Annotated in this window: 23 protein-coding genes and 1 tRNA gene; 15 read left to right on the top strand and 9 right to left on the bottom strand. The window is 69.5% G+C overall.

The genetic code is table 11. The annotated features are described in order from the left end of the window. Positions 1 to 27: 27 nt before the first annotated feature. From N1031_RS12835 to N1031_RS12845, 3 genes are all read left to right on the top strand, one after another. A complete protein-coding gene (locus N1031_RS12835; protein WP_259480087.1) occupies positions 28 to 954 on the top strand; it encodes an aldose 1-epimerase family protein in 927 nt (308 codons plus the stop codon). 126 nt (positions 955 to 1,080) lie between these two features. Next, positions 1,081 to 1,395, top strand: a complete 315-nt coding sequence (locus tag N1031_RS12840) for a DUF7882 family protein (RefSeq protein WP_445727685.1) — start codon at positions 1,081 to 1,083, stop codon at positions 1,393 to 1,395. Between the two features lie 37 nt (positions 1,396 to 1,432). Continuing rightward, entirely contained in the window at positions 1,433 to 2,431 is a 999-nt protein-coding gene (locus N1031_RS12845; RefSeq protein ID WP_259480089.1) for a DUF8686 domain-containing protein, read from the top strand. Here the strand turns inward: N1031_RS12845 and N1031_RS12850 are convergent. The 3 genes from N1031_RS12850 to N1031_RS12860 are packed head-to-tail and all read right to left on the bottom strand — an operon-like array spanning position 2,370 to position 4,380. After that, positions 2,370 to 3,584, bottom strand: coding sequence for an RNA polymerase sigma factor (locus N1031_RS12850; RefSeq protein ID WP_259480090.1), 1,215 nt, complete (start codon positions 3,582 to 3,584; stop codon positions 2,370 to 2,372). The genes N1031_RS12845 and N1031_RS12850 overlap by 62 nt on opposite strands. Before the next feature lie 11 nt (positions 3,585 to 3,595). Then, positions 3,596 to 3,958 carry a YciI family protein gene (locus N1031_RS12855; protein ID WP_259480091.1) on the bottom strand — a complete coding sequence of 121 codons (363 nt, stop codon included), beginning with the start codon at positions 3,956 to 3,958 and terminating at the stop codon, positions 3,596 to 3,598. Between the two features lie 14 nt (positions 3,959 to 3,972). Further along, on the bottom strand, positions 3,973 to 4,380 hold the full coding sequence (locus N1031_RS12860; protein ID WP_259480092.1) for a DUF1761 domain-containing protein: 408 nt from the start codon (positions 4,378 to 4,380) through the stop codon (positions 3,973 to 3,975). 109 nt (positions 4,381 to 4,489) lie between these two features. On the opposite strand from N1031_RS12860, the gene N1031_RS12865 reads away from it, so the two are divergent. The 10 genes from N1031_RS12865 (at position 4,490) to pstB (ending at position 14,665) form a co-directional block, all read left to right on the top strand. After that, positions 4,490 to 4,565: transfer RNA gene (locus tag N1031_RS12865), tRNA-Lys, on the top strand. Between the two features lie 283 nt (positions 4,566 to 4,848). Then, positions 4,849 to 5,448 (top strand): hypothetical protein, encoded by a 600-nt coding sequence (locus N1031_RS12870; RefSeq protein ID WP_259480093.1) that lies wholly within the window; start codon positions 4,849 to 4,851, stop codon positions 5,446 to 5,448. Positions 5,449 to 5,816: 368 nt separating this feature from the next. Next, positions 5,817 to 6,497 carry a hypothetical protein gene (locus N1031_RS12875; protein ID WP_259480094.1) on the top strand — a complete coding sequence of 227 codons (681 nt, stop codon included), beginning with the start codon at positions 5,817 to 5,819 and terminating at the stop codon, positions 6,495 to 6,497. After that, positions 6,476 to 7,222, top strand: a complete 747-nt coding sequence (locus N1031_RS12880; protein WP_259480095.1) for a hypothetical protein — start codon at positions 6,476 to 6,478, stop codon at positions 7,220 to 7,222. Before N1031_RS12875 ends, N1031_RS12880 begins: the two co-directional genes overlap by 22 nt. Before the next feature lie 63 nt (positions 7,223 to 7,285). Then, positions 7,286 to 9,466 (top strand): RNA degradosome polyphosphate kinase, encoded by a 2,181-nt coding sequence (locus tag N1031_RS12885; protein ID WP_259480096.1) that lies wholly within the window; start codon positions 7,286 to 7,288, stop codon positions 9,464 to 9,466. Then, positions 9,463 to 10,389, top strand: a complete 927-nt coding sequence (locus N1031_RS12890) for an NUDIX hydrolase (protein WP_259480097.1) — start codon at positions 9,463 to 9,465, stop codon at positions 10,387 to 10,389. Before N1031_RS12885 ends, N1031_RS12890 begins: the two co-directional genes overlap by 4 nt. 163 nt (positions 10,390 to 10,552) lie before the next feature. Then, a complete protein-coding gene (gene pstS, locus N1031_RS12895) occupies positions 10,553 to 11,650 on the top strand; it encodes a phosphate ABC transporter substrate-binding protein PstS (protein ID WP_259480098.1) in 1,098 nt (365 codons plus the stop codon). Positions 11,651 to 11,798: 148 nt separating this feature from the next. Next, positions 11,799 to 12,752, top strand: coding sequence for a phosphate ABC transporter permease subunit PstC (gene pstC / locus N1031_RS12900; RefSeq protein WP_259480099.1), 954 nt, complete (start codon positions 11,799 to 11,801; stop codon positions 12,750 to 12,752). 3 nt (positions 12,753 to 12,755) lie between these two features. After that, positions 12,756 to 13,856, top strand: coding sequence for a phosphate ABC transporter permease PstA (gene pstA / locus N1031_RS12905; protein ID WP_259480100.1), 1,101 nt, complete (start codon positions 12,756 to 12,758; stop codon positions 13,854 to 13,856). 29 nt (positions 13,857 to 13,885) lie between these two features. Further along, on the top strand, positions 13,886 to 14,665 hold the full coding sequence (gene pstB / locus N1031_RS12910; RefSeq protein WP_259480101.1) for a phosphate ABC transporter ATP-binding protein PstB: 780 nt from the start codon (positions 13,886 to 13,888) through the stop codon (positions 14,663 to 14,665). A 101-nt stretch (positions 14,666 to 14,766) separates the two neighbouring features. On the opposite strand, the gene N1031_RS12915 is transcribed toward pstB, so the two are convergent. Continuing rightward, a complete protein-coding gene (locus N1031_RS12915) occupies positions 14,767 to 15,396 on the bottom strand; it encodes a DNA-directed RNA polymerase subunit beta (RefSeq protein WP_259480102.1) in 630 nt (209 codons plus the stop codon). 100 nt (positions 15,397 to 15,496) lie between these two features. On the opposite strand from N1031_RS12915, the gene N1031_RS12920 reads away from it, so the two are divergent. Beyond that, positions 15,497 to 16,660 carry an FAD-dependent monooxygenase gene (locus N1031_RS12920; protein ID WP_259480103.1) on the top strand — a complete coding sequence of 388 codons (1,164 nt, stop codon included), beginning with the start codon at positions 15,497 to 15,499 and terminating at the stop codon, positions 16,658 to 16,660. A gap of 17 nt (positions 16,661 to 16,677) precedes the next feature. Here N1031_RS12920 and N1031_RS12925 read toward each other — a convergent pair whose 3' ends face one another. The 5 genes from N1031_RS12925 to N1031_RS12945 form a co-directional block, all read right to left on the bottom strand. Further along, positions 16,678 to 18,249, bottom strand: coding sequence for an amidohydrolase (locus N1031_RS12925; RefSeq protein ID WP_259480104.1), 1,572 nt, complete (start codon positions 18,247 to 18,249; stop codon positions 16,678 to 16,680). After that, on the bottom strand, positions 18,246 to 19,901 hold the full coding sequence (locus N1031_RS12930) for an amidohydrolase (protein WP_259480105.1): 1,656 nt from the start codon (positions 19,899 to 19,901) through the stop codon (positions 18,246 to 18,248). Before N1031_RS12930 ends, N1031_RS12925 begins: the two co-directional genes overlap by 4 nt. Continuing rightward, positions 19,898 to 20,932 (bottom strand): ABC transporter permease, encoded by a 1,035-nt coding sequence (locus tag N1031_RS12935; RefSeq protein WP_259480106.1) that lies wholly within the window; start codon positions 20,930 to 20,932, stop codon positions 19,898 to 19,900. Before N1031_RS12935 ends, N1031_RS12930 begins: the two co-directional genes overlap by 4 nt. Beyond that, on the bottom strand, positions 20,929 to 22,404 hold the full coding sequence (locus N1031_RS12940; RefSeq protein WP_259480107.1) for an ATP-binding cassette domain-containing protein: 1,476 nt from the start codon (positions 22,402 to 22,404) through the stop codon (positions 20,929 to 20,931). Before N1031_RS12940 ends, N1031_RS12935 begins: the two co-directional genes overlap by 4 nt. Before the next feature lie 65 nt (positions 22,405 to 22,469). Then, a complete protein-coding gene (locus N1031_RS12945) occupies positions 22,470 to 23,441 on the bottom strand; it encodes a substrate-binding domain-containing protein (protein ID WP_259480108.1) in 972 nt (323 codons plus the stop codon). A 117-nt stretch (positions 23,442 to 23,558) separates the two neighbouring features. Here N1031_RS12945 and N1031_RS12950 point away from each other — a divergent pair, with 117 nt between their 5' ends. Further along, a complete protein-coding gene (locus N1031_RS12950; protein ID WP_259480109.1) occupies positions 23,559 to 24,170 on the top strand; it encodes a TetR/AcrR family transcriptional regulator in 612 nt (203 codons plus the stop codon). The last annotated feature ends 16 nt before the right edge of the window (positions 24,171 to 24,186 follow it).

The following is a 24,186-nucleotide window of genomic DNA, read 5'->3' on the forward strand; positions in this document are numbered from 1 at the left end:
GAGCGAGGCGGCGGGTAGGCTCGACAGGTGCACGCACCCACCGGAGACCAGTACCACCTGCAGCTCGACGAAGGAGGCCGGGGCGTCTCGGCGATCGTCACCGAGGTGGCGGCGGGAATCCGCTCGCTCGAGGTCGGCGGCACCGCGCTCGTGGAGAGCTTTCCCGAGTCGTCGACGCCGCCCGGAGCCGCGGGCATCGTGTTGGTGCCCTGGCCGAACCGGGTCGCCGGCGGGCTCTGGCACCACGAGGGCGAGGCGCTGCAGCTCGACATCACCGAGCCGAAGACGGGCAACGCCATCCACGGTCTGCTCCGATTCACCGGCTACCGTCTGCTCGAGCGGGAGGCGCACCGGGTGCTGCAGGGCGCATCCGTCTTCCCCCAGCACGGCTGGCCGTTCCTGCTGGCGACGACGGTCGAGCACGCGCTCGTCGCCGACGGGATGGTGGTGACGCACACCGTCGCCAACGAGTCGGCCGAACCCGCCCCGGTCGCGGTGGGCGCGCATCCGTACCTGCGGGTGGGGGAGGTGCCGGTGGAGGAGCTCACGCTCACCGTCGACGCGGCCACGCGCATCCTCACCGACGCCAAGCAGATCCCGATCGGCGAGGAGCCGGTCGAGGACACCGAGGCCGATCTACGCGGCGGGCGGCTCGTGGGCGGGCTCGCGATCGACCACGGCTACACCGACGTCGGCGTCGTCGACGGCCGGAGCGCGCACTCGCTCACCGCGCCCGACGGGCGGCGCGTGGAGCTCTGGGCGGACGCGTCGTTCCCCGTGGTCCAGGTGTTCACGCCCACGGCGTTCGCGGCTCCCGAGGGGCCGCGCCGGGCGGTGGCGCTCGAGCCGATGACCGCGCCGGCGGACGCGCTCAACTCGGGCACCGGGCTGCGGTACCTGCAGCCGGGGGAGAGCTGGACGCTGCAATGGGGCATCCGACTCGCCGTCGGCTGACCCGGCTGGAGGCTCTTGTCAAGCCCCTGTTCGGCGAATTTGGGCACGAAATTCGGCGCGGCTAGGCTCGCACTCGGCGGTCGCGAGGACAGTCGCGAACACACCTGGAGAGTCGGCTTGGGCCAATTGATCTACGGTCCGGGCTCTTCCGAGATCGAGATGGACGACCGCCTCCTCGCGCACCTGCGCATCGTCATGCTCACCAAGATGCGCAACCACGAGCCGTTCTCGCTGTCGTGGCGGGTCGACCCGAGCCAGGGCAGCGGGCGGGAGACGCTGTGGGTGCATCCGTCGATCGCGCTCCGCTTCCGTTTCTACGGCAGCCGGCCGCCGGTCATCAACCGGGCGTGGCTCGAACTCATGGTGGAGGCGGCGAACCGGGGCGACCTGCGCATCATGCCCGAGCCGGGCGCTGCGGGAGAGCTGCTGCCCGACCGCTGAGGCGGGCGGTGCGGATGCGCGTCGCTACACTCGGAGCGTGAGCGGGGGAGAGAGGGATGCGGGCACCGGGCTCGGTGCCGGTCGTAAGCGCCGTCGATGGCTGACGGTCGCCGGTATCGCGGTGGCCGTGGTCACCTACGTCATCGTCGTGCTCCTCTACGCCGCCAGCGGCCGCGTGGAGGAGGTGGAGGCGGGCGACCAACAAGCATCGGATGAGTCGGCGGTGCTCGTCGAGATCACACCGAACGCGATCAACGGTCCGAACGAGCGGCTGTCGCTCGATGTCGTGGTCGAGGCGCCCGAATCTCTGATCGCCGAGAACGGGGTCCAGCTCGAGAAAGCGTTGTCGGTGGTGGTCTACCCGGCCGACGACACAGCCATCACCCTCGACGCTGGAGGTATCCCTCGCGCCACGCGCACCATCGCCGTGAACGCCGAAGGCTCCGCCGAGAATTGGCCCCTCGACCGCTACACGACGCAAGTCGCGTTTCTTGCGTTCAGCGGTGCCGGTGGCGACTACGAGAATGTCCCGATCAGGATCGATTGGAAGGGATACCTCTCCGGCTGGAACTTCCACGCCGTGGCCGGTGAACTCCCTCTCGAGGACGGTGCCCTCGTCCAGTCCGACGGCTCGGTCTTGCCCGTCCCCTTCCTGGCGATCGAGGCGTCGCGGTCGGGGGCGACGCTGGCGTTCGGCACCGTGCTGCTGGCACTCCTCGTCACGATGCCGGTGCTCGTGTTCATCGTCGCCGTCAACGCCTACACCGGTCGTCGCAAGGTCGAGGCCACGCTCACCAGCTGGATGGGTGCGATGCTCTTCGCCACCATCCCGCTCCGCACCTTCCTCCCCGGTTCGCCCCCGATCGGCTCGTGGATCGACTTCCTCATCGTGCTCTGGGTGATCGTCGCCCTCGTCACCGGCCTCGGCATCTACGTCGCCGCCTGGTACCGCTGGGGCAGCCCCGCCGACGCGGTCACAGCAGCCGGTCGAGATGCCGTCGCTCCACCGGATTCGCCGCGAGCTCCCGAGCCCTGAGCAGGGCCGATCGCACCTCCTCGTCATTCCGCCCGGCGCGCCGCAGGAGCTCGCCCCGCGCTGCCCAGTAGAGGTGGTATTCCTCCAGCCCGGTCACCTCGTCGAGCAGCGCCAGTCCCGCATCCGGCCCCTCAGCCATCGCCACCGCGACCGCCCGGTTGAGCGCGACCACCGGCGATCGGTCCATCTGCGCGAGCTGCCGGTAGAGCGCGGCGATCGTGGGCCAGTCGGTGCCTGCCGGGGTGGCGGCGTGAGCGTGCCGCGAGGCGATGAGAGCGTGCAACTGGAACGGTCCCGGTTCCATCCGGCTCAGGGCCGAAGAGAGTGCCGCGTCGGCGCGAGTGATGTCCGACAGCGACCACCGCGACCGGTCCTGGTGCTCGAGAAGGACGATCTCGCCCTCGGCATCGAAGCGCGCAGCGGTGCGCGCGCGTGTGAACAGCTCGAGGGCGAGCAGCCCCTCCACCTCGGCGTGGCCCGGTGTGAGAGCGTCGGTGCTCTCCGTGAGCCGCACGGCGTCGTCCATGAGGGCGAGTCGGTGCCCCTCCGAAGCCCGGGCGAGATACCCCTCGTTGAAGATGAGATAGAGCACGGTGAGGAGGGTGTGGAGGCGGTCGCCGAGCTCGGCCGGGATGGACAGCGGGATGCCCGCAGCCCGGATCTTGCGCTTCGCCCGAACGATTCGCTGCGCCAGGGTGGGCTCGGCGACGAGGAAGGCGGCGGCGATCTCGGTGGTGGTGAGCCCGCCGACGAGCCGGAGGGTGAGAGCGATCTGGGTGTCGCGGTCGAGAGCCGGGTGGCAGCACAGCAGCATGAGGCGCAGCTGCTCGTCGCCCACGGGGGAGTGCTCGACGATCATCGGTTCCTCCTCGTTCGGGGGCGGTGGGGTGGTCAGCTCGGGTGCCGCCCGCAGCAGCCGCCGGCGGGCGGCGGCCTCGCGACGCAGCAGGTCGATCGCGCGGTTGTGCGCCACCGTGTAGAGCCACGCGGCCGGGTTGTCAGGAACCGACTCCCACGAGAGTGCGCTGACCAGCGCATCCTGAACCGCGTCGTCGGCCAGACCGAGGTCGCCGAAACGGTGCGTGAGGAGAGCGAGCACGCGCCCGCTCTCCTCACGCGCGAGGCGGCTGACCGCCTCGGGGAACCGCGTCACCGCCGGTGGGTTCAGGATGCGTCGGGCCGGTATGAGACGGGCCGCACCTCGATCGCACCCGCGGGCAGCGGGATGGCGGCCGCGAGCTGCAAGGCCTCGTCGAGGTCGGCTGCGCGGATGAGGTAGTAGCCGGCCAGCTGCTCCTTTGTTTCGGCGTACGGGCCGTCGAGAAGGGTGTCCCCGGTGCCGAACCCTCGGGCGATGGTGGTGGCGGTGGTGCTCGGGTGGAGGTTGGCGCCGCTCACCCAGTGGCCGCCGTCGATGAGACGCTGGGTGTAAGCGAGCCAGGTGGCCATGAACTCCTCGTAGCCGGGCTCGCCGTAGCTCGGGCGCGGAGCGGACTCGTCGCCGTTGATCAGGATCATGTATTCCATCGTTCTTCATCCTCTCAGCCGAACAGACCGATGATGATCGCCATGACGAGCGCTGTCGCGAGCTGGTGCAGCACGTTGATCGCGAACAGGGGCACTCCCCGTCCTTCGAAAAGGTAGTGCACCGCGCTCGGCGCCGCCGTGAACCCCGCCCACAGCACCACCGCGGTCGCCACTGCGACCAGCACGGAACTGCCGCCGACCGACTCGTGCACGAGGCCCGACGCGATCTCGAGCACGACCGCGGTGACGGCGGCCGCCACGAACGAGCCGGAGTAGGTGGCTGCCGGATTGCGCGGCTTGGAGGGGTTCTTGCCCGTGATGGCCTGCCACCGGTCTCCGAAGACCCGGGGGAGGTACCACACGGTGCCGACGACCATGCTGCTCACGGCGGCGAGCAGGACGGCGATCGCGTTGACGGTCATGACGGTCCGTTCCGAGGGGGCGTCTCCCCCTCTCTCGCCTGCATGACGCAGCGGGCGCCGACGATCGACAGGCTCGGGGAGATTTTTTTCCCGGTATCCTCGAGGGGTAGGGCCTGTAGCTCAGTTGGCAGAGCATCGGACTTTTAATCCGCGGGTCGTGGGTTCGAGCCCCACCGGGCCCACCACCATTTGCGTCGCCTCCCCGATGATCCACGTAAAGGCTGGCGAGTTGATGCCCTCCGAAACCACTCGTGTCTGGAGGGCCTTTGACACGGGTACGCTTCAGGCGTGGGTGGGGATCATGCAGCCGTCGAAGTGCGAACAGCTCCTAAAGGGTGGCGGTCTCTTGTCGCAGGCAATTTGGCCCTTCTGCTTGCGATCTTGCCATTCGCGCTTGCAGGCTTCCGATTAGTGGCCTACGCCGGGGGCGATCCCGTTGTTCTGAAGACACTTGTAAGCACGCTAGACGTGCCCACCATCCTGTTCGGGACATTCTTACCGATCATCCCAGTTTTCGTTCTTCTCGCGTTCCAGATTGCGCTATTCGATAACCATCTGCCGAATCTCATCCCACGAATCCGCCGCTCTCCTCTTCTTGTCGCGCTAGTCGTCGTCAGCGTTTTGTTTTATCTGTTTCTCGTACCGTTTCCGGCTGGCTGGGTGACGCCGGGGGCGCTGCTTGGCGGACTGATAGCCGGGGAGATTACGCGTCGCATCGTTCTCCGGCGGCGACGGAGGAGAAACGCTGGCGCTAAAACGACAGCGACGGTCGTCGTCCCAAAGACCGCTTGGATTGGCGGTCTATTCGGTCTAGTGACCGTTCTTGTCGTTCCTGCCGGAATGTGGCTCCCGTTGGAGCAAGTGCAGATCGAAGACGAACCCGCTCAAACGGTCTACGTTCTGGACACTTCAGACGGTTGGACGACGATGATTTCCGACCAGCGTGAGATATCGGTCGTCAAGGGCGATCAGGTGAACGCACGCGTCGTGTGCAATCAGGGACGTTTCGACTCGTTGCTCACCATGTTCGCCAGAGCGAATGCACCGGATGGCTTAGCCTGCGACTGAGTCGTGGCGGAGGAGTCGCACGCCCAGTCGAACCACGAATTCGTCAGGTGTCGAGCCGAAGGTCGATAGCATACGGTCAGGACCTCGCCGCGATCACGCGAACTGGCATGCTGTCCTCGTACCCAGCCAGCAGCTCGGCGCGGCTCGCGGGGATCAACCGTGTTTGAGACTGCACACGTTTTCGCCGCCGGACCTCGCGTATCCTGCCTCTCCGACCCCCGCGACCGTGGTCCGCGCCCCTCGGATCCCCTGAGAACGCGACGAATCATGGTTCGGAGGGCCGGACAGCTGTTTGAGATTCGTCGGGCAGGGCCCACCGTGCAATGCGGTTTGTGTCAGAATACTTCTAGATCTAGAAGGAGTATGACATGGCGGAGATGTCGGTCGCCGTGCTGGCCGAGCGACTCGGGGTGACTCAGCGTCGCGCGAACCAGATCGTCGCCGAAGGACGCGTGAGTGCCAAGCGCACCGACAGCGGTGAGTGGTTGGTGGATGCCACCAGCGCTCAGGCCTATGAGCGGCGCCATCAACGTGCGCGCGGCCTGACACCGGATGCGGCGTGGGCGCTCCTGTTCCTGCTCGCGGGGTGCAGGACCGACTGGGTCTCAGACAGCACGCGCGCGCGGATCAGACGACGCATTCGAACGAAAACCGCCGAGGAACTCGCGCGAGATGTCGCCGCTCGATCTCAGCCGTATCGCTTTCGCGCCGCCAACCTCACGCTGGCCGAGCAAGGTCTCTTGCTCACGGGCCGATCAGCGATCGAGTCGATTGAAACAGACCTCCTTCCCGATCGGCGGCGCGTCTATGGCTATGTACCGAAGGGCGCGTCGATCGGGGAGTGGGCGCGAGCTCATTTCTTGGTCGATGATCCGTCGGGCCGTGTGTGCCTATTTGACAACACCATTCCCGAGAGCGCGGATGCGGAGGTCTTGCCCGGTTCGGTGGTGGCTGCGGACTTGGCGGTCGCTGCGGATGCGCGTGAGCGTGCCGCGGGGATCGCTGTACTGGAGACGATGAGGACGAGTTGGCTGAGATCAGCCGAATAGTCGAGCTCACGGGTGACGAGACCGTACCGGCGTGGCAGAGCATCATCGACCTCGATCGTGCGGGCCTCTCGGAGTCACTGACACTGGTTGGCGGTCTGATGGTCTACGCGCACGCCCGCGCAGCAACTCTGAGTTCCACCCGGCCTACCGCTGACGCAGACGTTCTGGTCGATGTCGTGGCGGCACGCACGAGCCTGGCCGAAGTGCAGGCAGTGCTGCGAGATCTGGGATTCGCTCTGAACACGGATTACGACACGGCCTACCGCTTTCGTCATTCTGACGATCGAGTCATCGACGTAATGGTTGCCGATCACCTGCCCTCGCACATCCGAGCCCGCCTGAGTGGGCGCCCAGCCTTCCAGGCTCCCGCTGGTCAGCAGGCCATCAACCGGCGCGAAGTGTGGAGATTGGAGTTCTCACCGGATCTCGTCTGCTCGGTAGGGATTCCGAACACCCTGGGTGCTCTCGTGGCGAAGGGTGCCGCTTGGATGGTCGATACACGCAATCCCGAGCGACACCTTCAGGACTCGGCAACGCTCCTTGCAGCGGTCGGTGATGCCTCGGCGCTCGACTACCGGCTTTCCCACAACGATCGCCGGCGCCTGCGGGCCATCCACGCTCATCTGCGTGACGAGCGGCACCCGGCTTGGGGGCTTCTCGAAGAGCAGGAACGACGAGAAGGCCAGCAGAATCTCGAGTTGATCGCGGGTGGCGCTGGACTGTAGCGCGGCGAGCCGTCGGTGGGGGACGGGTCGCCGGGGTTCATGGGTGGGTGACATGATGTGGGGATGGACGACGACCTGATCTCGCTCGATGCCGGAGTCGTGACCGACTTCGACGACGACTACGACGAACTCGCCGTGACGGATGCGGGCCCCGCGCTCCCCGAGGGCCGCTACCTCGACCGGGAGCTCAGCTGGCTCGCCTTCAACACCCGCGTGCTCGAACTCGCCGAAGACCCGACGCTCCCGGTGCTCGAACGGGCGAACTTCCTCGCCATCTTCGCCTCGAACCTCGACGAGTTCTTCATGGTGCGGGTCGCGGGTCTGAAGCGCCGCATCCTCACCGACCTCGCGGTGCCCACGAACGTGGGCCGCCGGCCGACGGACGTGCTCGAGGACATCTCGGTCAAGGCCCACGAACTGCAGGCCAGGCACGCCGCCGCCTACCAGAACCTGGTGCGGCCGGCGCTCGCCGAGGCGGGCATCCGCATCGTCACCTGGGACGAGCTCGACGAGGCCGACCGCGAGAACCTGCACACCATCTTCTCGAACCAGATCTTCCCGGTGCTCATGCCGCTCGCGGTCGACCCCGCGCATCCGTTCCCCTACATCTCGGGGCTGTCGCTCAACCTCTCGGTGCGGGTGCGCAACTCGAAGACCGGCAAGGAGGAGTTCGCCCGCCTCAAGGTGCCTCAGGTGCTCGACCGTTTCGTGCGCATCGACGTGCGGGAGTCGGTGAACGAGGTGCGGTTCATCACCCTCGAAGACCTCATCGCGAACTTCTTGCAAGACCTCTTCCCGGGCATGGAGGTGGTGGAGCACCACGTGTTCCGCGTCACCCGCAACGAAGACGTCGAGATCGACGAGGACGAGACCGAGAACCTGCTGCAGGCCCTCGAGAAGGAGCTTCTGCGACGCCGCTTCGGCCCGCCCATCCGGCTCGAGATCACCGACGACATGGACCCGGTGACCCTCGACCTCATCGTGCGCGAGCTCGACGTGACCGAGCAGGAGGTGTACCGCCTGCCCTCCCCGCTCGACCTGGGCGGCCTGTTCGACCTCACGAAGATCGCCCGCCCCGACCTGAAGTACCCGAAGCACGTGCCCACCACGGCGGCCGCCCTGCTGCCGCCGGAGCCGAACGCGAAGCCCGACATCTTCAAGGCCATCAGCCGCGGCGACATCCTGCTGCACCACCCCTACGAGTCGTTCGCCACGAGCGTGCAGGCCTTCCTCGAGCAGGCCGCCGCCGACCCCAACGTGCTCGCCATCAAGCAGACCCTCTACCGCACGAGCGGCGACAGCCCCATCGTGGAGGCGCTCATCGACGCCGCGGAGTCGGGCAAGCAGGTGCTCGCCCTGGTGGAGATCAAGGCCCGCTTCGACGAGCAGGCGAACATCTCCTGGGCCCGCAAGCTCGAGAAGGCGGGCGTGCACGTGGTGTACGGCCTGGTGGGCCTGAAGACGCACTGCAAGCTCGCCCTCGTCATCCGCCAGGAGAAGGGTCGCCTGAAGAGCTACAGCCACATCGGCACCGGCAACTACAACCCCAAGACCTCGCGCATCTACGAAGACCTGGGCCTGCTCACCGCCGACGACCAGGTGGGCAAAGACCTCACCCGCCTGTTCAACGAGCTCTCCGGCTACGCCATCGAGAAGAAGTTCAAGCGCCTCCTGGTGGCGCCGCTGCACCTGCGCAAGGGCCTGCTCAAGCGCATCGCCACCGAGGCCGAGAACGCCCGCCAGGGCAAGCCCTCCGGCATCCGCATCAAGGTGAACTCGATGGTCGACGAGGCCATCATCGACGGCCTCTACCGGGCGAGCCAGGCCGGCGTGCCCATTGAGGTGTGGGTGCGCGGCATCTGCTCGCTGAAGCCGGGCCAGCCGGGGCTCAGCGAGACCATCACCGTGCGCTCCATCCTCGGCCGCTACCTGGAGCACTCGCGCATCTTCTCGTTCGTCAACGACGGCGACCCGCAGGTGTACATCGGTTCGGCCGACATGATGCACCGCAACCTCGACCGCCGCGTCGAAGCGCTCGTGCGCCTGGTCGACCCCGCCCACCTCAAGGAGGTCGACGGCCTGTTCGAGCTCGCCATGAGCGAGGGCACCGCCTCCTGGGCGCTCGACGACTCCGGCACCTGGACGAGGCACGAGAAGGCGGCCGACGGCACCCCCCTCATCGACCTGCAGGACGAGCTGATGACCCAGATCAGCCGCCGCAAGCGACCGGGCACCACGCGGTGACCGTCTTCGCCGCCGGAGCCGTCTGCTGGCGCATCGTCGACGGCAAGGTCAACGTGCTCGTCATCCACCGCACGGCGCATCGCGACGTGTCGCTGCCCAAGGGCAAGGTCGACCCGGGCGAGACACTCCCCGTCACCGCCGTGCGCGAGGTGGCCGAGGAGACCGGTCTCGCCGTCACCCTCGGCGTGCCGCTCGGCGTCACCAACTACACCATGCCCAACGGTCGCGAGAAGGTGGTGCACTACTGGGCCGCCGAGGTCACCGACGACGCCGTCAACCGCTCCACCTTCCTGCCCAACGGCGAGGTGGCGGCCCTGGAGTGGCTGAGCGTCAAGCGCGCCCTCGCCGCGCTCACCTACGAACGCGACGCCGAGATCGTCGAACGGTTCAGGATGCTCGTGGAGGCCGGCGTCACCCGCACCTTCGGCATCATCGCCCTCCGTCACGCGAAGGCCACGCCGCCGTATCAGTTCGACGGCCCCGACTCGCAGCGGCCACTCACCGAGCGCGGCCGCCTCGAGGCCCGCGCGATCGTGCCGGCGCTCCGCGCGTTCGGCCCGCAGAAGATCGTCACCTCGACGGCGCTGCGCTGCCGCCAGACGGTCGAGCCGGTGTCGAAGGCACTGCACCTCACGCCCAAGGCGACGGATGCGGTGAGCCAGGATGCGTGGGAGTCGGGCGAGGGCGCGGTGCGCGACCTCGTGGGCAAGCGTGTGCGCAAGCGCGTGACCGCGATCGTGTGCAGCCACGGCCCCGTGCTGCCCGACATCGTGCGCGAGGTGGCGTTGGCCACCGGCACGGCTCCGATCGCCACCGCCTCGCGCGCCGGCGACCTGCCGGTCGCCGGTTTCTCGGTGCTTCACCTCTCGGTCGATCTGCCGGGCTCCGGCATCGTGGCGGTCGAGACGCACGAGCCGCGCTGACGCGACGCCGCGTGCCCCGTCGAGTGGGGGTGCGCATCCGTCGAGTGCACCCGGCTGTTCACCTTCCGTTCACCCCCGGGCGGCAGTGTCTTAAGGCGTCGCGCCTAGCGTCTCATGAGGGCCCGCACCGGCCCGACCTGAAATCACTCGAAAGGGATTCCTCGTGAAGCTCAAGCGCTATGCCGCCCCCGCGGTCATCGCCCTCACTGCCGCGCTCGCCCTGAGCGCCTGCGCCTCGAACGAAGGCGGGGCCCCCGCCAGCACCGGCGACGCCGACACCCCCGCGCTCTCCGGCACCCTCACCGGCATCGGCGCCTCCTCGCAGGGCTCGGCCCAGGAGGCCTGGATCGCCGCCTTCCAGACCGCGAACCCCGACGTCACCATCAACTACGACCCGCAGGGTTCGGGCGCCGGCCGCGAGAGCTTCATCTCGGGTGCCGCCGCCTTCGCCGGCTCCGACTCGGCCCTCTCCGACGACGAGCTCGCCGGTGAATTCGGCAGCTGCGCCCCCGACACCAAGGCGATCGACCTCCCGGTCTACATCTCGCCGATCGCCGTCGTGTTCAACATCGAGGGCGTCGACGAGCTGAACCTCGACGCCGTCACCCTCGCGAACATCTTCAACGGCTCGATCACCACCTGGAACGACCCGGCCATCGTCGCGCTCAACCCCGACGCCACGCTCCCCTCGGGCGCGATCACCGCCGTGCACCGCTCCGACGACTCGGGCACCACCAAGAACTTCACCGACTACCTCGGCAAGGTCGCTCCCGAGGCGTGGACCGAGAAGGCCGCCGACACCTTCCCGTTCCAGTCGGGTGAGGGCGCCCAGGGCACTTCCGGCGTCATCCAGGCCGTCACCAACGGTGTGAACACCATCGGCTACGCCGACGCCTCGAAGGCCGGTGACCTCGGTGTCGCCAAGATCAAGGTGGGCGACGAGTTCGTCGAGTACACCGCCGAGGGCGCTGCCGCCGTCGTCGAGGGTTCGCCGCTGGTCGAGGGCCGCGAGGCCAACGACATCGCGATCGCCCTCGACCGCGAGACCACCGACCCGACGCACTACCCGCTGGTGCTCGTCTCCTACGCGATCGTCTGCCAGGAGTACGCCGACGCCGCTCAGGCCGAGCTCGTGAAGGCCTACATCGGCTACATCGCCAGCCCCGACGGCCAGGCCGTCGCCGCTGAGTCGGCCGGTGCCGCCCCGCTCTCGTCGGCTCTGTCCGACCAGGTCGCGGCCGCCATCGAGACCATCAAGTAACATCGCGCCACATCCTCTGTCCGGTTCCGGTCGCTTCTGCGGCCCGGAACCGGACAGAGGCAGGTAGGGGGTCCTCCTCCCGCCGCCGCTCCACCCCACAGGCCCCACCCGCAGTCCTCACCGCAGCACGACAGGAGACCTGCTCCCCATGACCACCGCCCCCGCCACGCAGGCCGGCCCGAACCGACTGAAGGCCAAGCAACGGCCAGGCGACCGGATCTTCTCGACCAGCACGGTCGTGGCAGGCTCGCTCATCCTCGCCATCCTGGCGGCGGTGACGATCTTCCTCATCGCCCAGAGCATCCCGGCGTTCACCGCAGAACCCGACGACCTCAAGGGCGCCGACAACTTCTGGGTCTACGTGGGCCCGCTGGTGTTCGGCACCATCTGGGCGGCCTTCCTCGCGCTGCTCATCGCCGTGCCGCTCTCCATCGGCATCGCCCTCTTCATCTCGCACTACGCCCCGCGCCGGCTGGCGCAGGGGCTCGGCTACGTGGTCGACCTGCTCGCCGCCGTGCCGAGCGTGGTGTTCGGCCTCTGGGGCATCACGGTGCTGGCGCCGTTCGTGCAGCCGTTCTGGTCGACCCTGGTCGACCTGTTCGGCTGGATCCCGCTGTTCCAGGGCCCGGTCTCCGGCACCGGCCGCACCATCCTCACCGTCGCGATCGTGCTCGCGGTCATGATCCTCCCGATCATCACCGCGCTCAGCCGCGAGATCTTCCTGCAGACCCCGAAGCTCCACGAGGAGGCCGCGCTGGCGCTGGGCGCCACCCGCTGGGAGATGATCCGCACCGCGGTGCTGCCGTTCGGCCGCCCCGGGATCGTGTCGGCCTCGATGCTCGGCCTCGGCCGCGCGCTCGGAGAGACGATGGCCGTGGCGATGGTGCTCTCGCCCCAGGTGCTCATCTCCTTCGCGCTGCTCACCTCGACGAACCCCACCACGATCGCCGCGAACATCGCGCTCAACTTCCCCGAGGCCCACGGCGTCGGCGTGAACGTGCTGATCGCGACCGGTCTCATCCTCTTCGTGATCACCTTCGCGGTGAACTTCATCGCCCGCGCCATCGTCAACCGCCGCAAGGCCTTTTCGGGAGCCAACTAGATCATGACCACGATCACCACGCCTCCGACCCGGCCGGCCGCGCCGATCGCGAACACGCTCACCACGGGCATCCTGCCGAAGCCCGTGCCGTGGATCATCCTCGGCGGCAGCTGGGTCCTCGTCGGCATCCTGTACGGCATCCTCGCCGGTGCGGGTGTGACCTCGGGGTTCGACATCGTCGGCACCGTCTTCTTCGGCACCATGCTCTTCGTCATCATCAACTACGTGGCGTCGCGCGTGTACGAAGGCCCTCGCCCCGCGACGAACCGCTTCGTCACGTCACTGGTGGCGCTGGCCTTCATCATCGCGCTGCTGCCGCTCATCTCGCTGCTCTACACCACCATCGCCAACGGCCTCCCGCGCTTCGACCTGTCGTTCTTCAGCGAGTCGATGCGCAACGTGGTGGGCGAAGGCGGCGGTGCCCTGCACGCCATCGTCGGCACCCTCGAGATCACCGGCATGGCGGCGCTCATCTCGGTGCCGATCGGCATCCTCACCGCCATCTACCTGGTGGAGTACGGCCGCGGCCACCTCGCGCGCGCCATCACCTTCCTGGTCGACGTGATGACCGGCATCCCCTCCATCGTCGCCGGCCTGTTCGCGTTCGCGTTCTTCGCGCTCATCCTGAACCAGCCGGGCATCCGCTTCGGTTTCGGCGGTTCGGTGGCGCTCTCGGTGCTCATGATCCCCGTGGTGGTGCGCTCCACCGAGGAGATGCTGAAGCTCGTGCCCAACGAGCTGCGCGAGGCCTCCTACGCGCTCGGCGTGCCGAAGTGGCTCACCATCGTGAAGGTGGTGCTGCCCACCTCGATCGCCGGCATCACGACCGGTGTGGTGCTCTCCATCTCCCGCGTCATCGGTGAGACCGCGCCGCTGCTCATCATCGCCGGGTTCACGCAGAGCATGAACTACAACCTGTTCTCGGAGCGCATGATGACGCTGCCCGTGTTCGTGTACACGCAGTACGCCAACCAGGGCATCCCCGCCGAGGCCTACCTCGAGCGCGCCTGGACCGGTGCGCTCACCCTCGTGCTCATCGTGATGGTGCTGAACCTGGTGGCCCGCATCATCGCCAAGATCTTCTCGCCCAAACTCGGCCGCTGACCGCGGCACCGATCCGAAGGAACCCTCGCTTGTCCAAGAGCATCGAAGTCAACGACCTCAACGTCTACTACGGCAGCTTCCTCGCCGTGGAGGGCGTCTCCCTCAAGATCGAGCCGCGCACCGTGACCGCCTTCATCGGGCCGTCGGGATGCGGCAAGTCCACGTTCCTGCGCACCCTCAACCGCATGCACGAGGTCATCCCCGGCGCGCACGTCGAGGGCGAGGTGCTCATCGACGGCAACAACCTCTACGGCCAGGGTGTCGACCCGGTGCTCGTGCGGCGCCAGGTGGGCATGGTGTTCCAGCGCCCCAATCCGTTCCCCACCATGTCGATCGGCGAGAACGTGCTGGCGGGCGTGAAGCTCAACAACAAGCGCATCTCGAAGTCGGATGCGGACGCGCTGATCGAGAAGTCGCTGCGCGGGGCGAACCTCTGGAACGAGGTCAAGGACCGCCTGAACGCTCCCGGATCCGGCCTCTCGGGCGGTCAGCAGCAGCGTCTGTGCATCGCCCGCGCGATCGCGGTGGCGCCCGACGTCATCCTCATGGACGAGCCGTGCTCGGCCCTCGACCCGATCTCGACCCTCGCGATCGAAGACCTGATCGAGGAGCTCAAGGAGCAGTACACGGTCGTGATCGTGACGCACAACATGCAGCAGGCCTCGCGCGTGTCTGACAAGACCGCGTTCTTCAACATCGCCGGCACCGGCAAGCCGGGCAAGCTCATCGAGTACGACGACACCACCACGATCTTCTCGAACCCGAGCGTGCAGGACACCGAGGACTACGTCTCCGGCCGTTTCGGCTGATCGAGGCCGGGCCGCAGAAACGCCTCTCGGCGGAAGGCCGCTCGTAGCGGCGAATTTTGGAGCCCGGGGTTACTGCGACCCGACCCCGACAGTCTACCGGCTCAGTCGAGGGCGTCGTGCCGCCAGAGGGCGGCCGACTGGTGCAGCTCGTCGCCGATGGTCTCGAAGCGCAGCGCGCGCGTGGTGAGCACGGTGGCCTGCTCGGGCGAGCCGAACTCGGCGTCGTCGGCCAGCGTCGCGCATCCGTGGGCCATGATGTGGCAGAAGGCCGCGGCACGCTCGAGGGCCACGGCGAAGTCGCCCTCGAACAGGCCGCGCAGGATGCGGTCGGCGAGTTCGGTGATCTCCTTCGGGCCGGTGGGGGTCTCGGCTCCGGCGATGACGGGGTCGATGGAGGGGATGGCCTCGGCGCCTCGCTCGAACACGTAGCCGGCGTTCTGCGGGTCTTGCCGGATGAGCACCCGCAGCAGGTAGATGCGCCACAGGCTGCCGGGCAGACTGTGGGCGCTCGCCCGTGCCCACAGCTCGGCGATGGCGTCGATGCCGTGGTCGTCGGTGAAGGTGAGCAGTCGCCCGATGACCTCGGGATGCGGGTCGCTCCGCACTCGGCTGAGCAGCGCGGTGGCCGTCTCGTGCGCCACCCGGTTGATGGTGGCGGGATCGTCTCCGCCCTGGAAGCCCTCGAACTGCGAACCCTCGAAGAGGGCCGGCTTGTGGAAGTCGCTCGCCATACCGTCCATTCTGTCGTCGAACAGGGAGTGGAACACCGCCGCCGGCCGTGGCATTCCGCCCGCTCGCACGCCTCGACACCCGTGCGATAGCGTGAAGGCCATGCGTGTGGTGATCGTCGGAGCGGGCGTCGCCGGACTCTCGCTGGCCCAGTGGTTGACCCGGTTCGGGCACGAGCCCGTGGTGGTGGAGAAGGCTCCGGAACTCGTGGTGGGCGGCTACAAGATCGACGTGCGGGGCGCGGCGATCGAGATCATGGAGCGGGCCGGCCTGCTGGAGGCGCTCGAGGCGGCGTCGACCCACATGCGCGGGGCCGTGCTCGTCGACCGCGAGGGCGCCGAGATCGCCCGCATGAGCGGCGACGACTTCGGGCACCGCATCGGCGACGACCTCGAGATCGTGCGCGGGCCGCTGTGCCGGCTGCTCGACCGGGCCGCCGGTGCCGAGGTGCGGTACTCCACCACGGTCACGGGCGTGACCGAGACCCCCGCGGGGATCGAGGTGGCGTTGTCGACGGGGGAGACTTTCGTCGCCGACGCCCTGGTGGGGGCGGATGGACTGCACTCGGCGACCAGGAGCCTGGTGTTCGGCCCCGAGGAGGACTTCCGCCGTGACCTCGGCATGTCGCTGTGCGTGTTCTCGGTGCCGAACCATCTCGGTCGCGACCGGGAGGAGCTGCAGTACTCCGAGCTCGGCCGGGTGGCCGCGATCTGGGCGACCGCAACCGAACCCGAGGCCAAGGCGACCTTCGGCTTCGCCGCGACAGACACCTACGACCGCCGCGACCGGCAGGCGCAGGAGCAGGCCGTGCGCGAGGCCTTCGCGGGGATCGGCTGGGAGGTGCCGCGTCTGCTGGAGGCGATGCCCGCCGCCACGGACTGGTACTTCGACGCGGCCGCCCAGATCGAGATGCCGAGCTGGAGCAGCGGGCGGGTGGTGCTCGTGGGTGATGCCGCCTACTGCGCGTCGCCCATGTCGGGGCAGGGGTCGAGCCTCGCGCTCGTGGGCGCGTACGTGCTCGCCGGCGAGCTGGCCTCGTGCGGGGGCGACGTCGTGGCCGCGTTCGCCGCCTACGACGCCGTGCTGCGCCCCTTCGTCGAGGCCAACCAGGCACTGGGCCGCATCTCGGCAGCGCGCATGACCGAGCTCGAGCCCGGTGCCGACACCGAGCTCAGCGCCGAGCAGATCGAGGCCGTGCTCGACTCCACCACCGATCGCATCGCCGACGCCGCCCGCGCGGTGGAGCTCAAGCCGTACCCCGTCTGAGCCGGCTTCCGTCTCGGTCAGCTCCGTCTGAACTCGCCGTCGACGACGGTGGCGACCGCGCGGCGAGTGAGCAGCTGTTCCGGGGTCGCCGCCGAGAGGTCTCCGTCGAACACGCTGAGGTCGGCGAGGCGCCCGGGCGCGATGGTGCCCTCGTCATGCTCGACGCCGGCAGCGAGAGCCGCCCCGACCGTGTAAGCCAGCACGGCCTCGTCCGCCCCCAGGGCCTCGAGGGGCGAGACGGCCTCGCCGCCGCGCGCGGTGCACCGCCGCGACACGGCATCGGCGAGGATGCCCAGGGGCTCGAAGGGGGCGATCGGGAAGTCGGAGCCGAGCGCCAGCACCGTCCCGCTCGCGGCGAGCGACCGGAGGCGCCAGCCGTGCGAGCGCCGGTCGCCGAGGCGCCTCGACCAGTTGTCGGAGCCGTCCGCGGCCACGAAGCGGGTGCAGTGGGTGGGCTGCACCGACGCCACGGCACCGCTGCGGCCGACCGCCGCGACGGCGGCGGGGGAGGTCACCTCGAGATGCTCGATGCGGTGGCGCACCGCGGGATGCGCGGCGTGGGCGCGGGCGATGGTGTCGGCCGCCCACAGGATCGCTGCATCGCCGATGGCGTGCGTGGCCGTGGGCACGCCGGCGGCGGCCAGGCGCTGCACCACGCGCGCGTACTCCACCGGGTCGCCCCAGGTGCTGCCGGTCGACTCGCCCCGCAGATCGGGCGACGACAGCCAGGCGGTGCCGTTGTCGACGGTGCCGTCGAGGAAGAGTTTCACACCGTGGTGGTGCCAGAGCCGTCCCCGCCCGGGCGGTGGGTCGACGGGATCGACCCCCGCGGCGGCCAGCGCGGGGGTGTACCAGCGGTGCAGCTTGAGCCTCAGGGGCAGCCGGCCGGTGCGTTCGAGCTCGTCGTACTGCTCGGCGGAGTCGCCCAGCGCGTCCATCACGTGGAGTCCCGTCAGGCCGCTCGCGGCCATCGCGGCGAGCACCCGGCCGAGCCTGTCGGTGCGCGAAGCCGGGTGCTCGGGCGGGATGGCGAGCCTGACGTGGTCCATCGCCTCCTCCTCGACGACCAGTCCGGTGAACGCGCCCCGCTCATCCCTCACCGCGTGGGCGCCCGAACCGAACGCCGGCATCCGCTCGACTCCGGCCACCCGGACGGCCTCCTCGTCGAGGAGGAGTGCGTGGCAGTCGAACAGCTGAAGCGCGACCGGCCGGCCGAGACCTCTGAGCACCGCCGAGGTGGGCTGGTCGTCGTCCCAGAGTCCGTACGAGAGGCCCCAGCCCAGCAGCCACTCACCGGGAGGGATCTCTCGAACCGCGTCGGAGAGCACGGAACGCAGGGCGGCGAGGTCGTCGACGTCGGAGAGGTCGACCCCGCGCTGCAGTCCGGCGCCCAGCGAGGGGTGGCTGTGGGCATCGGTGAAGCCCGGATACACGTGGCCGCCGAGCTCGATCACCTCGCCGACCGTCGTGCCCACGCGCCGCAGCTCGCGGTCGCCCACCACGGCGGTGATGCGGTTCTCTCTCACCACGACACCGCGCGCGCCGACGTGGCCGTGCACGGCGTCGGCGACGAAGAGCGTCGCCGTCATGCCCCGCCGCCCGCGACCCGACGCATCCGGCCCCCCACCCAGGTGGCGAGCACCGTCACCCGCTGCAGCTCGTCGACGGTCATCGTGAGCGGGTCTCCCTCGACGAGCGTGAGGTCGGCCGAGAGACCGGGCTCGATGCGCCCGGTGTGCTCGCCGTCGCCCCGCACGATCGCCGAGGTCGAGGTGTAGCCGCGCAGCGCGGTCCAGCGGTCGATCGACTGGTCGGGCACGGCCACGCGCCCGTCGTCCAGGGTTCTCGCGGCACGGGCCACCGCCGCGGCGAAGCCCTTGAACGGGTCGAAGTCGGCCACGGGCCAGTCCGAGCCCAGCACCACGGGCACTCCCGCCTCGACCAGTGAGCGGATCGGGATCGCCCGCGCGGCCCTCTCCGCACCGAGCCGCACCGACCAGGAGTCGCGGCCGTCGGGGTGCAGGTGCAGGGCGTGGATGGGCTGCACACTCGCGACGACGCCGAGCTCGGCCATCCGCGCGATCGTGGCCTCCGGCAGCGTCTCGATGTGCTCGATGCGGTGAGTGGCGCTGCGACGGAGCTCCTCCGGTAGCGTGGCGAGTGTCTCGAGGGCGAACTCGACGGCGCGGTCGCCGATGGCGTGCGTCGCGGTGGGGATGCCCTGCCGGGCGAAGTGCAGAACCACGCGCTGGTACTCCTCGGGCGGCAGCCACAGCGGCCGGGTGCTCTCCCCGAGGAGGTCGGGATGCTCGAGCCACGCCGTGCCCCCTTCCACCGTTCCGTCGAGCATGAGCTTCACGCCCTCCACCCGCCAGCGCCGTCCGCCGGTGCCCTGCAGGCGCACCCAGCGCGCGAGCTCGGAGTCGGTGACGCCCGGCTGGATCAGGGGCGAGAACCGCACCGTGAGCGGGAGCTCTCCCACACGCTCCAGCTCGGTACAGAGCTCGAACGGGTCGCCGTTGGCGTCGAGCACCTGCAGCGAAGTGAGCCCGCGGTCGGCCATGGAGTCGAACAGGCGGCCGAGCCGCCCGGCGCGCTCGGAGAGGGAACCCCGATGGATGTGGCTCTCGAGTCGGGCCATCGCCTCCATCTCGAGCAGGTGCCCGGTCGGTCGCCCGTCGGCGCCGACGACGATCTGCGACGCCCCGGCGAACTCCTCCGCGCCCGTGATGCCGGCCACGGCGAGGGCTGCGTCGTTGGCGAGCCCGGAGTGGCCGTCGCGAAAGCGGAGGTAGAGCGGCCGGCCCGCAGCCACGTCGTCGAACACCCGGCCGGCGATGTCGCTCTGGTCGGTGAACACGTCGGCCGTGAGGCCCCAGCCGAGCACCCAGGTACCGGAGGGCGCGCCGGAGGCGCCGTCGGCGGGCAAATCCGCCCGCAGCAGGGCCTTCGCCTGGTCGAGGTCTCCCGCCTGCAGCAGGATGGTGCCCGCGGTCATCTCGAGACCCCACACCGGGTGGCAGTGGCCGTCGCTCCACCCCGGCATGAGGGTGGCACCCGGGAAGGTCAGTCTCTCGGTGCGCGAGTCGACGAAGGCGCTGACGGCGTCGGCGTCGCCGACGGCCAGGATCCGGTCGCCGGCGATCGCCACGTGGGTGGGCTCCGATCCGTCTCCGCTGCCGTCGGGCCCGGTGAGGGTGTGCACGCGGGCGGCCTCGATCACGAGCTCGGCGGCGGTCACGAGGTTGCTCCCGAGGTGGTGCCCGACCCTGTCGACGCGGTCGGCGAGGGGGACTTCGGCGTGCGCATCCGGCTCCACGACGAGCGCACGACCTTCTGCACGGTGGAGTCGAGCGCCACGGCGATCACCAGGGTCGCGCCGATGAGCACGGTCTGCAGAAAGGGCGGCGCCTGGAGGAAGGCCAGCCCGTTGCGCAGCACCCGGAGGAACAGCACGCCCCCGATCACGCCGCTGATGCGCCCGATGCCCCCGGCGATGGCCACACCGCCGAGCAGCACCACCGTGAGCGCGTCGAGCTCGAGACCGGTGCCGACCGTGGGGCTGGCGCTCTGCACCTTCGCCGAGAGGAGGATGCCGGCGAGGGCGGCGCCGAAGCCGGTGGCAACGAACAGCAGGCACTGCACCCGCTGCACCGGCACGCCCATGAGGATCGCCGCCCGGCGGTTGCCTCCCGTGGCGAACACCTGCTTGCCGAACGCGGTGTGGTCGAGCACCCACCAGGCCAAGGCCACCGCGACCACCAGGATGAGGAGGGTGAGCGGGAACGGGCCGATCCGGGCGGAGGCCAGGGCTGCGAACTCCCCGGGCAGGTCGCGGCCGCTGATGCCGCGCCCGCCCGACAACAGGAGGGCGAGCCCGCCCCAGATGCTGAGGAAGCCGAGGGTCACGACGAAGGAGTTGAAGCCGAGGTAGGCCACGAGCACACCGTTGACGAGGCCGGCGGCCGCCCCGACGAGGAGGCCCGCGGTCAGACCCAGCCAGAACGATCCGGTCGCCTGCATGCACAGCGCGGCGGAGACCGCGGCCAGCGACGCGATCGAACCCACCGAGAAGTCGATCGAGCCCGAGATGACCAGGAGTGCCAGCGGGAGGGCGACCAGGGCCAGTTCGACCGACTGGCCGAGGATGTTGGAGACGTTGGACAGGCTCGCGAAGTTGGGGTTCGCCAGCGCGAACCCGGCGAACAGGATCGCGAGGGCGATGAAGATGCCGTTCTGCGCGAGCAGGAGTTTGGCGCGTTGGATGGTCACGGCCGGATGGCCTCCGATTCGGTGTGAGGTGCGGGGGTAGGGCGGCCCGAGCCGGGCGTGTGCCGGTCTGCGAGGGCGAGGAGGGTGGAGAGCAGCTCGGCGCCGAAGCGCGGACTCCTGGCCACGGGGATGCTCTGGCCGTCGTGCAGCACGAGGGCGCGGTCGCAGAGCTGAGCGATCTCGTCGCCCTCGGCCGAGGCCACGACCACCGCGCATCCGCATGCCGCCATCTGGCGCACCACTCGGGTGATGTCGCGCTTGGCCGAGATGTCGACCCCCTGGGTGGGCTGCTGCAGCAGCAGCACCGAGGGTGACTCCACGGAGAGCCAGCGGGCGAGCAGGTGCTTCTGGCGGTTGCCGCCGCTGAAGGCGGAGAGGGGGCTCGACCCCGGCGGTCCGTGCACGGCGAACTCCCGGCGGGCGGCCGCGTAGCTGTCGCCGCCGGTCGAGGCCGTCGTCCACCACCCGCGCGTTCCGAACCGCGGCAGCCAGGGGATGAGGACGTTGTCCTGGGCGGCCATCCCGGCGACGAGGCCGTCGCGCTCCCGGTCGGCGGGCACCGCGTAGACACCGTGGGCGATCGCGTCGGCGGGGCCGTCGAGGCGCAGGTCGGCGCCGTCCAGGCGGATGGTCGGGCCGAGGCGGCCACCGGCGGTGATCGAGTCGAGCAGGGTGAACTGTTCTCCCGCCGCCATGCCGTAGAGCCCGACGACCTCGCCGCCGCGCACCGAGAACGCGCCGGCGTCGAGCACCTCGGCTCCGGGCTCGGGCGTCTCGAACTCGAGCTCGTCGTCGTCGGGAGCCAGCGCGTGGGCGATCGCCTCCGCCGTGAGCCCCTCGAGCGGGCGGTCGAGCACGAGGCCGCCACCGCGCAGCACCATCACCCGGGTGCAAATCTCGACCACGTCGGGCAGGCGGTGCGACACGTAGACCACCGCGGCGCCCTCGGCGGCGAGCTCCTGCACCAGTTCGTGCAGGGCCTGGGTCTCGGCGTGGCCGAGTGCGGCGGTCGGCTCGTCGAGCAGCAGCAGCCGGGTGTGAGAGCTCATCAGCCCCCTGGCCAGCTCGAGCATCTGCCGCTCGCCGATGGCGAGGGCGGCGACGGCGAGATCGAGCGGCGCGTCGAGCCCGACGCGCGTGACCGCGGCCTCGGCGCGGGCCCGCAGCTCGCGCCGCGAGCCGGAGCGCGGCAGGCCGAGTACGAGGTTGTCGAGCACGGTGAGGCCCGGGATGAGCGCGGGGTCCTGGTGGATCACCGTGATGCCGGCGGCCAGCGCCGCGGCGGGGGTGAGCGCTCGGCCGATCTCCTCGCCCCCGAAGCGGAGGGAGCCGTCGGTCGCGTGCGCGATGCCGCTGACGAGGTTGAGGAGGGTGCTCTTGCCGGCGCCGTTGTGGCCGAGCAGACCCACGATCTCGCCGGGGTGCACGACGGCGTCGATGTCGGTCAGCGCCCGGGTGGGGCCGAAGGACATCCCCACTCCCCGGAGTTCGAGGAGTGGGGATGTCGAGTGGAGTGCGGTCATCGGTGGAGCTGCGCTCAGCCCGCGAACTCGGCCGCGTTGTCGGCGGTCACCCGGCGCTGCACGAGCTCGCCGTCCTGCGGCTCGCCCTCGGCTGCGGCGATCAGCAGCTCGGCGCTGAGCGCGGCGATGTCGGCCGCGGTCGCGCCGTAGGAGACTCGCCAGAAGGTGTCGGGGTCGGCGAGCACCTGCGCCACCTGGGTGTCGACGTCGAGGTTCGCCAGGAGGGTGTCCTCCGCGGTCTCCGAGACGCCGGAGTCGAGCAGCGCCTGGTAGGCGCCGAGGCCGCTGGCGGCGTCGAACGCGAGCCAGACCTTCGTGTCGGGCGCCGCGGCGAGTGCGTTCTGCACGCCCGAGTAGCCGTCGTCGAGCGTGGGCGCGACGACCTCGTTCACGACGGCGTTCGGCACCACCGAGAGCAGGCCCTCGGAGAGCCCTGTGGAGCGCTCGCGGCCGAAGTCGTTGTCCCAGTAGCCGAGCAGGGTCACCGGCACGGCGGCGTCGGTGCCGTAGGTCTCGGCGACCCACTCGCCGGCGTCGACGCCCACCTGGTAGCCGTCGGCGTATCCGTCGGAGAGCAGCACGCCGGCGGTGCCCTCCCAGGGCAGGGTGTAGCCGAGCACCGGGATGCCGGCGGCGTTCGCCTCGGCGGTGACGGGCACGAGGGCGTCGGCCGCGGCCGGGTAGCCCATGATGGCCTTCACGTCGCCGCGCTGTATCCAGGCCTGCCAGTCGCTCACCTGCACCTGCGAGTTGAGGTTCGGGTCGTCGGAGACGAACTCGTAGCCGGCCTCGGCGACGAGTGCGGGCATCAGCTCGAGCACCTCGCTCCAGATCGGCACCTGGGAGGGGGCGGGGAAGCTGAGGGCGACGGCCCCGCGGGACTCGGTGGACGTCGGCTCGGCCGAGCCTCCGCTCGCGCAGGCGGTGAGGGTGAGTGCGAGGGCGGCGGTGGCCGCCGCGGCCCAGACGGTTCGCTGTCGTGCCATGGGATGGTCTCTTCTCTGTGTTCGGGATCGGGGGAGTGGTGCAGGTCAGTTGTAGACTAAAACGAATACGATTCGCAATCGTTTAACATAGACTTAACACGACGAGAGGAGTGCCGGGTGAGGGCACGAGCAGGCCGGCCGAGCACGCCCAGGCTGTCGCTGGAGCAGATCGAGCGTGCGGCTCTCGAACTGATCGACGAGACCGGCGACCTGCAGATGACGGCGCTGGCCGAGCGGCTCCACGTCGCGCCCTCGTCGCTCTACAACCACGTCTCAGGGTTGAACGGCGTGCTCGAGCTCATCCGTCGCGGCATGACCAAGAAGGTGCAGATGCCGGTCGCGAGAGAGGACTGGCGGGAGTCGGTGCGGTCGCTGCTGGTGACCCTCACCGAGCTCTATTCCGCGCATCCGAACGCCTTGCCCATGCTGTTCCGCAACCGCATCGAGAGCGTCGAGGTGCTGAGCATCTACGACGAGTTCATGAACGGTCTGCTCGACGCGGGCTTCTCGGACGAGTCGCTCATGTCGATCGTCATGCTCGTCGACGGGCTCGCGATGGGGCTGGCCACCGGCCTGCAGGAGCCGGTGCTCACGACCGAGCAGTCCGTCGAGCTCCCCGCCCTGTCGAGGTCGATCGCCGGTGGCGGCTACGACCGCGAGCGGGCGCTCGCACTGAGCATCGACGTGGTGGTCGGTGGACTTGAGGCGATGCTGCGCGCTCGCGACTGACGTGCGGCCGACCGAG

The organism is Herbiconiux moechotypicola (assembly GCF_024979255.1).
In the GTDB taxonomy this organism is placed as follows: Bacteria; Actinomycetota; Actinomycetes; order Actinomycetales; family Microbacteriaceae; genus Herbiconiux; species Herbiconiux moechotypicola.